Source organism: Pseudomonas sp. BT-42-2 (assembly GCF_025847435.2).
Classification (GTDB): domain Bacteria; phylum Pseudomonadota; class Gammaproteobacteria; order Pseudomonadales; family Pseudomonadaceae; genus Aquipseudomonas; species Aquipseudomonas urmiensis.
Map to the genome: position 1 here is coordinate 326922 of NZ_JAOYTM010000010.1, position 14247 is coordinate 341168.

Annotated in this window: 12 protein-coding genes; 5 read left to right on the top strand and 7 right to left on the bottom strand. The window is 62.8% G+C overall.

The features are described from left to right. Window positions 1-14: 14 nt before the first annotated feature. From OIU19_RS13160 to OIU19_RS13185, 6 genes are all read right to left on the bottom strand, one after another. Complete coding sequence (locus tag OIU19_RS13160) at window positions 15-881, bottom strand: symmetrical bis(5'-nucleosyl)-tetraphosphatase (RefSeq protein ID WP_186552683.1); 867 nt, start codon at window positions 879-881, stop codon at window positions 15-17. Next, window positions 881-1261 carry a Co2+/Mg2+ efflux protein ApaG gene (gene apaG / locus OIU19_RS13165; protein WP_264235351.1) on the bottom strand — a complete coding sequence of 127 codons (381 nt, stop codon included), beginning with the start codon at window positions 1259-1261 and terminating at the stop codon, window positions 881-883. The genes OIU19_RS13160 and apaG overlap by 1 nt, the downstream gene beginning before the upstream one ends. Before the next feature lie 136 nt (window positions 1262-1397). Continuing rightward, on the bottom strand, window positions 1398-2204 hold the full coding sequence (rsmA, locus tag OIU19_RS13170; protein ID WP_186552681.1) for a 16S rRNA (adenine(1518)-N(6)/adenine(1519)-N(6))-dimethyltransferase RsmA: 807 nt from the start codon (window positions 2202-2204) through the stop codon (window positions 1398-1400). Further along, window positions 2201-3190 carry a 4-hydroxythreonine-4-phosphate dehydrogenase PdxA gene (gene pdxA, locus OIU19_RS13175; RefSeq protein ID WP_264235352.1) on the bottom strand — a complete coding sequence of 330 codons (990 nt, stop codon included), beginning with the start codon at window positions 3188-3190 and terminating at the stop codon, window positions 2201-2203. Before pdxA ends, rsmA begins: the two co-directional genes overlap by 4 nt. Beyond that, window positions 3187-4506 carry a peptidylprolyl isomerase gene (locus OIU19_RS13180; RefSeq protein ID WP_264235353.1) on the bottom strand — a complete coding sequence of 440 codons (1320 nt, stop codon included), beginning with the start codon at window positions 4504-4506 and terminating at the stop codon, window positions 3187-3189. The genes pdxA and OIU19_RS13180 overlap by 4 nt, the downstream gene beginning before the upstream one ends. After that, window positions 4487-7291, bottom strand: a complete 2805-nt coding sequence (locus tag OIU19_RS13185) for an LPS-assembly protein LptD (protein WP_264235354.1) — start codon at window positions 7289-7291, stop codon at window positions 4487-4489. The genes OIU19_RS13180 and OIU19_RS13185 overlap by 20 nt, the downstream gene beginning before the upstream one ends. Before the next feature lie 130 nt (window positions 7292-7421). Between OIU19_RS13185 and OIU19_RS13190 the strand changes: the two genes are divergently transcribed. From OIU19_RS13190 to OIU19_RS13200, 3 genes are read left to right on the top strand one after another with little or no spacing between them, the layout of a single operon-like run. Beyond that, window positions 7422-8438, top strand: coding sequence for an aminoglycoside phosphotransferase family protein (locus OIU19_RS13190; protein ID WP_264235355.1), 1017 nt, complete (start codon window positions 7422-7424; stop codon window positions 8436-8438). Further along, on the top strand, window positions 8435-9106 hold the full coding sequence (gene murU / locus OIU19_RS13195) for an N-acetylmuramate alpha-1-phosphate uridylyltransferase MurU (RefSeq protein ID WP_264235356.1): 672 nt from the start codon (window positions 8435-8437) through the stop codon (window positions 9104-9106). Before OIU19_RS13190 ends, murU begins: the two co-directional genes overlap by 4 nt. A 1-nt stretch (window position 9107) precedes the next feature. Further along, entirely contained in the window at window positions 9108-9872 is a 765-nt protein-coding gene (locus OIU19_RS13200; RefSeq protein WP_264235357.1) for a TerB family tellurite resistance protein, read from the top strand. A 125-nt stretch (window positions 9873-9997) separates the two neighbouring features. Here the strand turns inward: OIU19_RS13200 and OIU19_RS13205 are convergent, their stop codons facing one another. Beyond that, window positions 9998-10993 carry an alpha/beta hydrolase family protein gene (locus OIU19_RS13205; RefSeq protein WP_264235359.1) on the bottom strand — a complete coding sequence of 332 codons (996 nt, stop codon included), beginning with the start codon at window positions 10991-10993 and terminating at the stop codon, window positions 9998-10000. 95 nt (window positions 10994-11088) lie between these two features. On the opposite strand from OIU19_RS13205, the gene OIU19_RS13210 reads away from it, so the two are divergent. After that, entirely contained in the window at window positions 11089-13476 is a 2388-nt protein-coding gene (locus OIU19_RS13210) for a PAS domain S-box protein (RefSeq protein ID WP_264235360.1), read from the top strand. 10 nt (window positions 13477-13486) lie between these two features. Beyond that, window positions 13487-14116, top strand: coding sequence for a response regulator transcription factor (locus OIU19_RS13215; protein ID WP_264235361.1), 630 nt, complete (start codon window positions 13487-13489; stop codon window positions 14114-14116). Window positions 14117-14247: the final 131 nt, after the last annotated feature.

Here is a 14247-nt window from a genome sequence, read left to right on the forward strand (position 1 = left end):
GGGGGCGGTTTCCTTCAGGACTGATCGTTCATTCTAGTGGGTTGTGCTGGCTGGCGTGGAGTGCCGTCGTCGGCGCAGTCACAGCGGTGCAGTTCGCCGCTGTCGACGTTGTACAAGGTCAAGGCACCGCCCCATACGCAGCCGGTGTCCAGGGCTACCACGCCGGGCGCATGAACACGCCCTTCGAGGGCCGCCCAGTGACCGAAGATGATCTTCACGTGGCGCGAGCGGCGGTCCTTGTGGGCGAACCAGGGCTTGTAACCTTTGGGCGCGGTGTCCAGGCCTTCCTTGCTCTTGAGGTCGAGCTTGCCTTCGGCGGTACAAAAGCGCATGCGGGTGAAGTAATTGGTGATTACCCGCAGGCGCTCGACGCCGGTCAGCTTGTTGCTCCACTTATTCGGCTCATTGCCGTACATGCCATCCAGGTAGAGCTTCAGGCGGGCATCGTCACGCAGCACTTCTTCAACTTCTGCGGCCAGCTCCAAGGCTTTGCCCAGGGTCCATTGCGGCGGAATGCCAGCATGCACCAGGGCAACGCCGCGGGGTTCGTCGTAATGCAACAGCTTCTGCTGGCGCAACCAGTCGAGCAGTTGGTCGGCGTCGGGTGCTTCGATGATTTCGCGCAGGGTATCGCTTTTCTTCAGGCGCTCGATATTGTGCCAGGCGGCCAGCAGATGCAGGTCGTGATTACCCAGCACGCACACCAGCGATTGGCGGATCGAATACAAAAAGCGCAGGGTTTCCAGCGACTCAGGGCCGCGATTGACCAAGTCACCGACCAACCACAGGCGGTCGACGGCGGGGTTGAAGTGCACACGTTCGAGCAGGCATTTAAGCGGTTGCAGGCAGCCTTGCAAGTCACCGACGGCGTACACAGCCATCAGTGCAGGGCCCCGGGTACGGCCAGGCGGAACGGCGCGATGGCGGCGTCGAAGCGTTTGCCGTCTTCGGCGAACATCTGGTAGCTGCCCTGCATGGTACCGACGCGGGTGCTGATCACAGCGCCACTGCTGTAGGTATGGCTCTGGCCCGGCTCGATCAGCGGCTGCTGGCCAACCACGCCTGAGCCGCGAACCTCTTCGACTTCACCATCACCGTTGGTAATCAGCCAGTGCCGGGACATCAGCTTGGCGGATACCGTGCCGTTGTTCTGTACGGTAATGGTGTAGGCGAAGGCGAAACGCTCGTTGTCGGGATCGGATTGTTCTTTGAGATAGCGGGTGACGACGCTGACGTCGATCTGATAGCGGGGGTCGGACATGCAAGGGCCTTGAGCAAACACGCAATTGCGGCAATGGATGCAGTCTAGGCCATTGGGGGGGCTGGAAGCCAGTTGTGGAACTGTTGCCCTTGGGCAGTCGATCGCGGGGCAGGGGCTGCCCCGCGATCAGTCGCGGTCAGTTGCTCGGCTGTTGCTCAGCCAGCTTGTCGGCCAGGCGCACGAACGCGGCCAGGTCGAGCTGCTCGGGACGCAGGCTGCCGTCTACCCCAGCGGCTTCGATGGCCTGGCTGTCGAGCAGGCCCTTGAGGGTGTTGCGCAAGGTCTTGCGGCGCTGGTTGAAGGCTTCGCGCACCACCCGCTCAAGCAGCAGCGGATCCTTGGCGGGGAACGGCAGCACTTCATGCGGGACCAGGCGCACGATGGCCGAGTCGACTTTCGGCGGCGGGTTGAACGCCCCAGGGCCGACGTTGAACAGGTGTTCGACCCGGCAGTGGTACTGCACCATGATCGACAGGCGGCCCCAATCACCGCCGCCTGGGCCTGCGGCCATGCGCTCGACCACTTCCTTTTGCAGCATGAAGTGCATGTCGCGAATCAGCCCAGCGTGGCTGAGCAGGTGGAAGATCAATGGCGTGGAGATGTTGTAGGGCAGGTTGCCGACGACCTTCAGGCTGCGCTGCGGCACGCCCAGTTGATTGAAGTCGAACTTCAGCGCGTCACCCTGGTGCAGGCGGAAGTTGTCGCGACCGGCGAACTTGTGCTGAAGAATCGGCACCAGGTCTTTGTCCAGCTCGACCACGTCCAGCTGCGCACCGCTGCCTAGCAGGCCTTCGGTGAGTGCGCCCTGGCCCGGGCCGATTTCCAGCAGGTGCTCACCGGGCTTGGCGTGAATGGCGCGCAGGATGCGGTCGATGATGCCGGCGTCGTGCAGGAAGTTCTGGCCGAAGCGCTTGCGCGCCCGGTGTTGGTAGTGCTCGTTCATGGTCGGTTCTCGGCCATCTGGTAGGCGGTGTGCAACGCGACGCGCAGGCTGCCGGTGTCGACCTTGCCAGTGCCGGCAAGGTCCAGAGCCGTGCCGTGGTCAACCGAGGTACGGATGATCGGCAGGCCCAGGGTGACGTTGACGGCCGCGCCGAAACCTTTGTACTTGAGTACCGGCAGGCCTTGGTCGTGGTACATCGCCAGCACCGCGTCGCAGTGCTCCAGATATTTGGGGGTAAACAGGGTATCGGCTGGCAGTGGGCCGCGCAGGTCCATTCCTTCGTTGCGCAGGCGTTGCAGTGCAGGCTCGATGATGTCGATTTCTTCGCGGCCCAGATGGCCGCCTTCACCGGCGTGCGGATTGAGCCCGCACACCAGGATGCGTGGCGTGGCAATGCCGAATTTGTCGCGCAGATCAGCATGCAGAATGCGCGTAACCCGCTCCAGGCGCTCGCCAGTGATGGCATCGGCGATATCGCGCAGGGGCAGGTGAGTGGTCACCAGCGCCACGCGCAGGCCGTGGGTGGCAAGCATCATCACCACTTGGCTGGTGTGGGTCAGCTCGGCGAGAAACTCGGTATGTCCGGAGAAGGCAATCCCGCTTTCATTGATCACACCCTTGTGGACCGGGGCGGTGATCATGCCAGCGAAGTGTCCGTCCAGGCAGCCTTGGCCAGCCCGGGTCAGGGTCTGCAGTACGAACGCCGCGTTGGCTTTGTCCAACTGCCCTGGCACCACCCTTGCGGCCAGTGGCGTATCCCAGACGTAAAGGCTCCCGGCAGGCGCTGCCTGGTCGGGCCATGTGTCGGGGGTTACCGGCAGCAGGCTGACCGCCAGCCCCAGCTGCGCGGCCCGCTCGGCGAGCAGGTCACGGCTGGTGATGGCAATCAGGGGATGAGGCTGGGCCTCGGTGGCGAGCAGTAGGCACAGGTCAGGACCTATGCCAGCGGGCTCGCCGGGCGTGACGGCGAAGCGCAGGGGCTTCACTGGGCGGCCTGGTCAGCGCCAGGCAGCTTGATCTCAACGTAGGCTTCGTCGCGGATCTGGCGCAGCCAGGTCTGCAGCTCTTCGTCGTATTTGCGGTTACGCAGGACGGTCAGGGCTTGTTGCTCGCGAGCCTGTTCAGTGCTGTCGGTGGCGCGACGGCCCAGCACTTCCAGCACGTGCCAGCCGTACTGGGTACGGAATGGCTTGGTGACTTGGCCTTGCTGGGCATTGGCCATTTGCTCGCGGAACTCTGGCACCAGGCTGTTCGGGTCGACCCAGTTGAGGTCGCCGCCGTTGAGCGCCGAACCGGGGTCTTCCGAGAAGCTTTTCGCCAGGGTGGCGAAGTCTTCACCGTTCTGGATGCGGTCGTAGAGTTTCTCGGCCAGTTGTTCGGTGGCCGCTTCGCTACGGATTTCGCTCGGCTTGATCAGGATGTGGCGCACGTGCACTTCGTCACGCAGCACGCTCTCGCTGCCGCCACGCTTCTCCTCAAGCTTAATGATGAGGAAGCCGCTAGGTATGCGCAGTGGCTGGGAGATGTCGCCAACGGCCATGCTGCTGAGCAGCTTGGCGAACTCTGGCGGCAGCTGGGCGGCTTTACGCCAGCCCATTTCGCCGCCTTCCAGGGCGTTCTCGCTGGCCGAATGCTGGATGGCCATCTGGCCAAAGTCCTTGCCTTGCTTGAGCTGCTGGTAAATATCGCCAACCCGGCCTGCGGCCGCCTGGATGGCTTGCGAGTTGGCGCCGTCCGGGGTTGGGATAAGGATATTGGCCAGGCGGTACTCTTCCGACATCTGCATCTTGCCCAGGTCCGAGGCGAGGAAGTTCTTCACTTCCTGCTCGGAAACCTGAATGCGCTCAGCTACCCGACGCTGGCGCACACGGCTGATGATCATCTCGCGCTTGACCTGCTCGCGAGCGTCATCGAACGACAAACCGTCATGGGCCAGGGCGGCGCGGAACTGATCCAGCGACATGCCATTGCGCTGGGCAATGGTGGCGATGGCCTGGTTCAGCTCTTCATCGGTGATGCGGATGCCCGAGCGTTCGCCAATCTGCAATTGCAGGTTTTCGACGATCAGGCGTTCCAGTACCTGTTGATCCAGCGCGCCTGGAGGTGGAGTGCCGCCGCCGCGCTTGGCGATGGTTTGCTCGACCTCACGGACCCGCTGGTCCAGCTGGCTCTTCATGACCACGTCGTTATCGACGATGGCCACGACACTGTCCAAAGGTTGTACCGCGGCATGCACCGCGCCACTCAGCATTACAGCGCCCAGCATCAGCGGGCGCAGGCGATCAATAAGCTTGGTCTTCACGTGTACGGTAACCTTGAATGCCTTTGTCGAGGAAGGTCTCGACCTTGTTGCCCACCACGCCACCGAGGCCTTTCAGCACGATCTGCAGGAAGACACCGTGGTCGCCTTTTTCGTTCTGTGGAACGGCCTGGCTGAAGTCGTCGTAGTCGATCCAGTAACGGTTGATCAGACGCAGTTTCCAGCAGCAGTTGTCGTACTCGAAACCGCCCATGGCTTCCAGGGTGCGGTTGCGGTTGTAGTCATGCTGCCAGCGTGCGATGACGCTCCACTGCGGCACGATCGGCCAGATGACCGAGAAGTCGTGCTGCTGGATCTTGTAGTAGTCCTTGATGTAGTTCGGGCTGCCAGGTGTACCGTAGTCACCGCCGCCCACTTGCCACTGACCGGTCGCCGAGTCGTAGCGCACCAAGTCGTTGCGGTAGCGGTAGCCGAGGTTGACGATCTTGTTCGGCTCGTCTTCTGGCTGGTAGTGGAACATCGCACTACCCGAACGTGGGCTGCGGCTGTCCGGATCCCAGTTGTAGTCGGAGTTGAAGCGCCAGTCGCGGTTGAAGGCGAATTGGTACTCGAGCGCGATAGGCGATACGTCGGACTGAGCATCCTCGCGGCCGCGCCAGTCGATACCTGGGAGCTGAACCTTGCGGTCTTTGAAGTACAGCGCCTGGCCGATGCTGAAGCGTTGACGCTCGAAGCCGTTTTCCTCGATCCAGCGGTTGGTTACACCCAGCGACAGCTTGTTCTCGTCACCGATCCGGTCAGAGCCGCTGAATCGGTTGTCGCGGAACAGCGAGGAATAGTTGAAGTAGGTTTCACCAGTATCGAAGACTGGAATGTCCTTCTGATCTTCGTAGGGAACGTAGAGGTAGAACAGACGCGGTTCGAGGGTCTGCCGATAGTCCTTGCCGAACCACTGGGTGTTGCGGTCGAAGTACAGGCCACTGTCGACGCTGAAAATTGGCACGCTGCGGTTTTGCGAGCTACTAAACTTGCCGTAGACAGGGTCAGCAGTAGCCGCTTGGCTTTTCCCTTGACCATCGAGGTCGAGGTCGTAATGGGTGTAGACGTACTTCAGCGTTGGCTTGATGTAGCCATAACTGGCCTCAAGTGGCAGGCTTATCGCTGGCGCAGCATTCAGACGGGTACCGTTGGCGCGGGCCAGGCCAAAGACGTTCTGGTCGATACGACCACCGTCGGCGCGAATACTGGTATCCAGTTCGCCATCTTCGTTGAAGACGCTACCGCTCTTGAGATCACGTTCGAAGCGCACGGCTTCGGTCTTGTAGCTGAAGTCCAGACCGCCCGGGTGGTACGGCAGCATGCCGTTGAGGGTGATCTGAGGCAACTTGTCGTATGGCGTGATACGAGAAATGGTGGCCATTTCGTAGGCGTGTGCATTCAGGCGTGCGGTGTAACCTTCGCCACGATAGGTCAGTGCGCCTTGCTGGTTGACCACCTCGCGGCTTTCCACGCCGATCTGATCCGTCTCCAGATCCTGGAAGTAGAACGGATCGCTGATATCGGTGTAGTCGACCTCAGTCATCAGGCGCTCATCGAGGCCGCCTTTGTGCTGCCAGTTGATCATCCAGCGCTGATCTTTGTAATCGGTCTGGTCTTTACGATCGTCGTTCTTGTCGTTCAGGTAGCCACCACCGAACTGGCCTTCGCTCGATTTGGTCAGGTAGCGGAACTCGCCTTCCATCAACAGGCCGCGTTTGGCCATGTAGCGCGGATACAACGTGGCATCGTAGTTCGGCGCCAGGTTGAAGTAGTACGGCGTGACCAGCATGAAGCCGGTGTCGCTGCTGGTGCTGAACGAAGGTGGCAGGAAGCCGGACTGGCGACGGTCGTCGATCGGGAAGTAGATGTACGGTGTGTAGAACACCGGGAAATCCTTGACCCGCAGGGTGACGTTGGTCGCGGTACCGAAGCCGGTAGCCGGGTTCAGGGTGATGTTGTTGCCCTTGAGCTGCCAGGCGTTGCTGCCAGGCTCACAGGTGGTGTAGGTACCATCCTTGAGGCGGATGATGGCGTTCTCGCCACGCTTGGCGTACAGCGCGTTACCGCGGATGCGCGACTTGTGCATCACGTATTCGGCGTTGTCGACCTGGGCTTCACCGGTGTCGAGCTGGATCTGCGCCTCGTCACCAACTACCAGCGAGCCGTTGTCACGGATCTTGACGTTGCCCTTGAGCTCGCCACGGTTCTCGGTCTGGTAGAGGTTGGCCTCGTCGGCTTCGACCTGCATGCTGCCCTGGCGCATGACCACGTCACCGGCCAGAGTAGCGATCTGCTGCTCTTGCTGGTACTTGGAGACCTTGGCATTGATGTAGGTCGGCGACTCGTCCTTGGGCGTGGTGTCGTCCATGCCTGGGCGGATCGGCTCGACATAGGCGCCAGCGCAGTACGGGCCAGTCTCGGCCAGCTGGGCAGCGGTGAGCTTCTCGCGCGGGACCCAGTCCAGATGGCTGTAGTCTTCGCTGCGGGTTTTCAGGCCACGGCCTTTGGCCTCGGTGACCAGCATCGGCTTGGGTTCGCCATCGGCGCCGACTTCAGTGGCCTGGGCTTCGGTGCCGGAACTGAGCGCAGCGCCATCGTGCACAGGGCGCGGCGGCAAGTTGCTGACAGAGGTTTTGGGCTTGCAGTCCCAACCACCGGAGGCGGACACTTGGCAGTCAAACTGCTCGGCAGCCACCACGTACGAGGTGGCCAGTGGTTGCAGTACCAGCAAACCGCCAGTGACCAACAACGGAAACTTTCTACGAAACGCGGGGGATTTCAATGCCATCTTATTAGTCCGGGCTTCCTGCGTGCCATCTGCCCGCGTGTGGGGCCGCACGCCTCTCGATGGTCTGAAAAAGATGCTGGATAATAAAGCATGACCCGCTTGACGGCTAGGGCCGTCGGAGACCCTTGTAATGCCCGATCATGATCTACGCCTTGAACTACTCAAAGACTGGCTCAAACAGCAACTGCTCGCCCTGTTCCAGATAAACGGCTGGGGCGAGCTGCCCGAAGGTACTCTGACCGCCGCCAGCAGTGACGCCAGCTTCCGTCGTTATTTCCGCTGGCAGGGCGCCAATCGCAGCTTTGTGGTCATGGATGCACCGCCGCCGCAGGAAAACTGCCGTCCCTTCGTCGAGATCGACCACTTGTTGGCCAGCGCCGATGTGCATGTGCCGCTGATTCATGCCCAGGACCTGGAACGCGGCTTCCTGTTGCTCGGCGATCTCGGCCACCAGACATACCTGGACATTATTAATCCCCAGAATGCCGATGGCCTGTTCGCCGATGCCATCGATGCCCTGTTGGCCTTGCAGCGCCTGCCCATGACCGCGCCGCTGCCCAGCTATGACGATGCCTTGCTGCGCCGTGAGCTGGAACTGTTCCCAGAGTGGTACGTCGGCCGCGAGCTCGGTGTCGCCCTGACTGCAACGCAGCTAGCAACCTGGCAGCGCGTCAGCCAACTGTTGATCGACAGCGCTCTGGCTCAGCCCAAGGTGCTGGTGCACCGCGACTACATGCCGCGCAACCTGATGCACAGCGAGCCCAATCCTGGCGTGCTGGACTTTCAGGATGCGGTCTACGGCCCAGTCACCTACGACATTACCTGCCTGTTCAAGGATGCTTTCCTCAGCTGGCCGCAGGCGCGGGTAGAGGGTTGGTTGGGTGATTACTGGGAGAAGGCGCGGGTCGCTGGCATTCCAGTGCAATCCGATTTCGCGGCATTTCACCGCGCCAGCGACCTGATGGGTGTGCAGCGTCACCTCAAGGTGATCGGTATCTTCGCGCGCATCTGCCACCGCGACGGCAAGCCGCGTTACCTCGGCGACGTTCCGCGTTTCTTCGCCTATATAGATGAAGTGATCGGCCGCCGGCCGGAATTGGCTGAGCTGGGTGCACTGATCGCTGAACTGAAGGCAGCTCGTCCATGAAGGCAATGATCCTGGCGGCGGGCAAGGGTGAGCGCATGCGCCCGCTGACCCTGCACACTCCAAAACCACTGGTGCCGGTGGCGGGACAGCCGCTGATCGAGTATCACCTGCGCGCCCTGGCTGCAGCCGGTGTCAGCGAAGTGGTGATCAACCACGCCTGGCTGGGGCAGCAGATCGAAGATCACCTGGGCGATGGCAGCCGCTTTGGCTTGAGCATCCGCTATTCGGCCGAAGGCGAGCCGCTGGAGACCGGTGGCGGAATCTTCAAGGCGCTGCCAATGCTGGGCGAGGCGCCGTTTCTGTTGGTCAACGGCGATGTCTGGAGCGACTACGATTTTCGCCAGTTGAATAAACCGCTCGAGGGTTTGGCTCATCTGGTGCTGGTCGACAACCCAGGGCACCACGGCCGGGGCGACTTCCGTTTGCAGGGCGCGCAGGTGGTCGATGGCGACGATGCCCCGGGGACGCTGACCTTCAGCGGCATCTCGGTGTTGGACCCGGCGTTGTTCGCAGGCTGCCAACCTGGCGCTTTCAAGCTGGCGCCGTTGCTTCGTCAAGCGATGACCCAGGGCAAGGTCACCGGTGAACACCATGGCGGCCTCTGGGTCGACGTCGGCACTCTGGAGCGCTTGGCCGAGGTTGAGCGCTTGATTGGCGAGCGCGCCTGACATGTGGTGGCCGAGCACAGTGATTGGTGCTGGAGCGGGCTTTGCAGTGGCCAGTATCCCTGGCGCATTGCTGGGCGCCTTGCTAGGTCAGGCCATGGACCGACGCCTGCGGCTGCGTGGTTGGGAGGATGTGCGCGAGCGCCTGGGCGGGCGCCCGGCGCTGCGCGATGAAGAGCTGTTGTTCGTGCTGCTCGGGCGGCTGGCCAAGAGCGATGGCCGGGTAGCGGACGGGCATATCCAGCAGGCGCGCCAGGAGATGGCCCGGCTGGACATGGCCGAGCCAGCCCGCTTGCGGGCGATTGCCGCATTCAATCGCGGCAAGTCCGGCAAGGACCGTCTCGGCCGCTATCTGCAGCGCATCAAGCAGCAGCCACATGCCGCTGAAGGCACGCTACGTGCGTGCTGGAGGATGGTGTGGGCCGATGGTAAGGCCGGGCGCCAGGAGCGTGATCTGGTCTTGGCTTGGGGGCAACAGCTGGGGCTGAGCCGGCGCCAGGCGCAAGCGCTGTCGCTGGAGTACGAGCCGCGCAAGACCACCGCCGAGGGCACGACCTTGACCTATGCGGCGGCGTTGCGCCTGCTCGGGGTTGAGGCGGATACCGCGGGGGACAAGGTCAAGCAGGCTTATCGGCGACTGCTGAGCCGGCACCATCCTGACAAGTTGGTGGGCAATGGCGCCAGTGAGGCGCAGGTGCGTGAGGCGACCGAGAAAACCCGGGAGCTGCATCAGGCCTATGCGTTGATTCGCAAGCGTCGTGGGTTGTAGGGCCTGGGTGTGAGGTGGTCGCTGCTGGCCTTATCGCGGGGCAAGCTCGCTCCCACGCCCCCCTGTATAGAAAATTCGGCGTGGGAGCGGGCTTGCCCCGCGATGAGGCCATTGAATCCGCCAGGTTACTCCTGCGGCGACAGCCATCCTCGAACCCGCCGGAACAGCTGCTCTTGCTCTGCGGCCTTGTTGCCTGGCATGGCAATCAGCGACAACTGCCGATACTGACTGTCCTTCTGCCGCTTGCTGGCTTGCAAGCGCAATTGGGCTGCGTGCCGGTCGCCAGTACGGGTGGCGTAATAGAGATCGGCGGCTGGCACCTTGAGCGTCGGCGTCAGGCTCTCCAGGTCATGCTCCACCCGGGCCGGGGTCTGCGCCGCGACCATCACCAGCTTCTGCACCTGCGGCGGTTGCTTTTCGCTCAGGTAGCGCGCCGCCCAATAGGCGCCGCTGCCGTTACCTAACAGCACGATGCTGCGGGCTTTCTGCTCCTGGGCATAGGCCACGGCCGCGTCCAGCCGGGCAAAGATCCGCTCGGCGTCGGCCTGATCGTTGTGTTCGCTGGCCTCGACCGCATCGGTGCTCTGCGCAGTATCGGCCTCGGGCGCGGTGGCCTGGGCGACGTTGGCATTGGCATCGGCAGGGGTGTCCTTGGCTGGAGCGCTTTCGCCAGTGCCTTTGTCAGGCTGCGGTGCAGGCGTGCTCTCGACGCGCGCCTGGGGGCTGTCGGCGAGCAAGTCCGGCAGACTCACGCTCAGGGTGTGCCAGCCCGCATCAGGGAATTTGCTTCGCAGAGGGCCGACCGTGGTTGGCCAATCGGCATTTTCTCCTGCGCCCGGCACGATGATCAGTGCACCTTTAGGGTCGCTGTCGTTGGCCGGTTTCCACAATGCCAGGAAGCTCTCGTTACCGGCCTGCAACGTTTGTTGCTCAGCTTTGGCCACCCGGCGTTCGAGCGCCTGGGCATCTTCCTGGCTACGTTCGAGCAGCGCCGCGCGCGGAGTGGGGACGGCAGCTTCAGCGGCCGGTGCGGACTTCTCGGCGTCTTCGGCCTGTGCGCCCAGCGGTAGGATCGAGGCCAGGCAGAACATTGCCAGCGTCGTGCGATAAAGTGTCAACATGAATCAACCCAAGGCCAGAATGATACCGGCAGCCTAATAGTATTTGTCCGCGACGGCCACGAGTGATGGCCGCGCTTGCCAAGACGAGCGTAGAGATGAAGCGAATGCGTCGCCTGTTGGTTATCGGCTGCTTGTGCCTGCCCTTGATCGCTTTGGCCAGGCCCTCGCCTGCGCCGACGGTGGCGCTGGAACCGGCCCAGCAGCAATGGCTGGAAGAACACCGCAGCCTGCGTGTTGGCCTGGTGCTGCAAGCGCCGTACGCGCAGTTCGACCGGCGCCTGCAGCAGCTGTATGGGGCCAATGTCGAGTTGGTCAACTGGCTGGCCCAGGCGCTGCGCCTGGATCTGACCTGGCGCAACTTCGCCGACCAGGCAGCCCTGGAGCATGCGCTGCAGGCCGGTGAGATCGATTTCGCCCCAGGCCTTACGCAAACTCCAGCCAGTCTGCGCTTGTGGTTGTTCAGCGACCCCTACATGCGCGTCCCGCAGTTGATGGTCGGCCCGCGTACCGGCGCGGTGGCGGTCGAGCTTGAGAAACTTGGCGCCGGTGAGCGGGTTGCGGTGCGCATGCCCAGCGCCCTGGCCGATTACCTGCGGGGCAACTACGCCAACCTCAACTTGCAGGGTGTACCTAACGAACGCCAGGCCCTGCAGTTGCTGCTGGGCGGACAGGCGAGCTATGCCGTGTTGGACGAGGCCCAGCTCAGCCGGTTGTCGCGCGAGAGTGAGTTCAGTGATCTGGCGGTGGTCGGCGATATCGGCCTGCCACAGTTGCTGCGGGTTGGCTCCAGGCGTGATTGGCCGTTACTGGCCGATGTGCTGGAGCGCGGTCTACAGGCCATGCCAGCCAAAGAGCTGGAGCAGTTGCACCAGCGCTGGCTGCAACCGAAGTATCCGCGCCTGAGTGACAGCACAGGCTTCTGGCAGAATTTGGCGCTGCTGTTCGGCATGCTGCTGCTGTGCGCCATCGCCACGCTGGTCTGGCAGCGTCGCCAGCAGCGGCAGTTGGAGCGCAGCCTGCTGGCGGCCAGGGATAACCTGCATGAACGCCAGGCGCGGGAAGAAGCGCTGCGTTTGAGCCAGTTCTCCATCGACCAGAGCACCGTGGGCATTCTCTGGGTCAATTGGGACAGTCATGTGCGCTACGCCAACCATGCCGCAGAACGCATGCTGGGGTATGGCGAAGGCGAACTGCTCGAGCGGCCGTTGATCGATTTCGAGCCGAATCTGCAAATGGATCGCTGGCTTGAACTGTGGAAGCGTGCCCGCACCGGTGATGGCGGCGCCCAGCAGTTCGAAAGCCAGTGCCTGCGCGCCGACGGCAGCCTGCTGCCGGTCGACCTGTCGCTGAGCTTTCTGCGTTTTCGCGATGCCGAGTACCTGGTGGTGTTCCTCACCGATGTTACCGAGCGCCGCCGTGCCCTGGCCGCCCTGCGCGAAAGCGAGGCGCGGCTCAAGGGCATCGCTGGCAACGTGCCGGGGCTGGTGTTCCGCCTGGAGCGTGATCCGGCCGAGGGCGATCTGGAGTTTCCCTACATCAGTGAAGGCAGCGAGGCGTTGGTGGGCTACGCGCCGGCAGCGATCCAACACCCTGAGATGGGCCTGCGTAACTTGGTCCATCCGCAGGACCGCGCCGACTATCACCGCGTCCAGGACCTGGCCCTGGCCAACAATCAGGACTGGTCCTGGCAGGGGCGCATCCTCACCCGTCAGGGCGAGCAGCGCTGGGCCGATATCAAGGCCAGTACCCGGCGCCTGGCCGATGGCCGGGTGGTGTGGGACGGTGTGGTCTGGGACATCACCCAGAGCAAGCGGGCCGAGCTGGCCCTGGCGCAATCCCAAGGGCAGTTGCGCGAGTTGTCGGCGCACCTGGAAAGCGTGCGCGAGGAAGAGAAGGCGCGCATCGCCCGAGAGGTACACGATGAGCTGGGGCAGATGCTCACCGTGCTCAAGCTAGAGGTGTCGATGTGCGAGCTGGCCTATGCCGAACTCGACCCTGAGCTCAACGAACGCCTGACCAGCATGAAGCGCCTGATCGCCCAGCTGTTCCAGCTGGTGCGTGACGTGGCCACCGCGTTGCGTCCGCCGATCCTGGATGCGGGCATCGCTTCGGCCATCGAATGGCAGGCGCGGCGTTTCGAGGCGCGCACGCAGATTCCTTGCCTGGTGCAAGTGCCGGAGCATCTGCCAGCCTTGAGTGACGCCAAGGCCACGGGGCTATTTCGCATCCTCCAGGAGGCATTGACCAACGTGATGCGCCACGCTCAGGCTCATACCGTGCAGATCGAACTGGTGCACGAGCATGACGTACTGCGCATGAGCGTCATCGATGATGGGGTAGGATTTTGCACCGATCAGGCCAGGCCAACGTCCTTTGGCCTGGTGGGAGTGCGCGAGCGGGTCCTGATGCTTGGCGGCAGCATGACCCTGGACAGTGAGCCAGGTGAAGGCAGTAGCCTGAGCGTGAGCATTCCTCTGGATTAGGAGAGTAAGCGTGATTCGAGTGCTGGTGGCCGAAGACCACACCATAGTTCGTGAAGGCATCAAGCAGTTGATCGGCCTGGCCAAGGACATGCAGGTGGCGGGGGAGGCCGGCAATGGCGAGCAATTGCTCGAGACCCTGCGCCACACCCCTTGTGAAGTGGTGTTGCTGGATATCTCCATGCCTGGGGTCAATGGCCTGGAGGCAATCCCGCGGATCCGCGCGTTGAACAACCCACCAGCGATCTTGATGTTGTCGATGCATGATGAAGCGCAGATGGCCGCCCGCGCCTTGAAAGCGGGCGCCGCTGGCTACGCCACCAAGGACAGCGATCCGGCGCTGTTGCTCACCGCTATTCGCCGGGTAGCCGGGGGCGGGCGCTATATCGACCCATCGCTGGCCGACCGGATGGTCTTCGAGGTTGGCCTGACCGAGACCCGGCCGCTGCATACCTTGCTTTCGGAACGTGAGTTCTCGGTCTTCGAGCGCCTCGCCCAAGGCGCCAACGTCAACGACATCGCCCAGCAACTGGCGCTGTCGAGCAAGACCATCAGTACCCACAAGGCGCGACTGATGCAGAAGCTCAAGGTCAACTCGCTGGCGGAGCTGGTCAAGTACGCCATGGAGCACAAGTTGGTGTGAGTGTTCTGCTTGCGACATGGCCAGGTTCCCGGCTTGCCCCCTACCTGTAGGAGCGGGCTTGCCCGCGATGGCTGAAAGCCAGGCATTAGAGGAGCCGCGCCGGCGTTATCGCGAGGCAAGCCCGCTCCGGC

Bases quoted from the DNA above. Each gene is read 5' to 3' on its own strand.
- OIU19_RS13160 (WP_186552683.1), bottom strand. From the start codon at position 881: ATGGCTGTGTACGCCGTCGGTGACTTGCAAGGCTGCCTGCAACCGCTT.
- apaG (WP_264235351.1), bottom strand. From the start codon at position 1,261: ATGTCCGACCCCCGCTATCAGATCGACGTCAGCGTCGTCACCCGCTAT.
- rsmA (WP_186552681.1), bottom strand. From the start codon at position 2,204: ATGAACGAGCACTACCAACACCGGGCGCGCAAGCGCTTCGGCCAGAAC.
- OIU19_RS13185 (WP_264235354.1), bottom strand. From the start codon at position 7,291: ATGGCATTGAAATCCCCCGCGTTTCGTAGAAAGTTTCCGTTGTTGGTC.
- OIU19_RS13190 (WP_264235355.1), top strand. From the start codon at position 7,422: ATGCCCGATCATGATCTACGCCTTGAACTACTCAAAGACTGGCTCAAA.
- murU (WP_264235356.1), top strand. From the start codon at position 8,435: ATGAAGGCAATGATCCTGGCGGCGGGCAAGGGTGAGCGCATGCGCCCG.
- OIU19_RS13200 (WP_264235357.1), top strand. From the start codon at position 9,108: ATGTGGTGGCCGAGCACAGTGATTGGTGCTGGAGCGGGCTTTGCAGTG.
- OIU19_RS13205 (WP_264235359.1), bottom strand. From the start codon at position 10,993: ATGTTGACACTTTATCGCACGACGCTGGCAATGTTCTGCCTGGCCTCG.
- OIU19_RS13210 (WP_264235360.1), top strand. From the start codon at position 11,089: ATGAAGCGAATGCGTCGCCTGTTGGTTATCGGCTGCTTGTGCCTGCCC.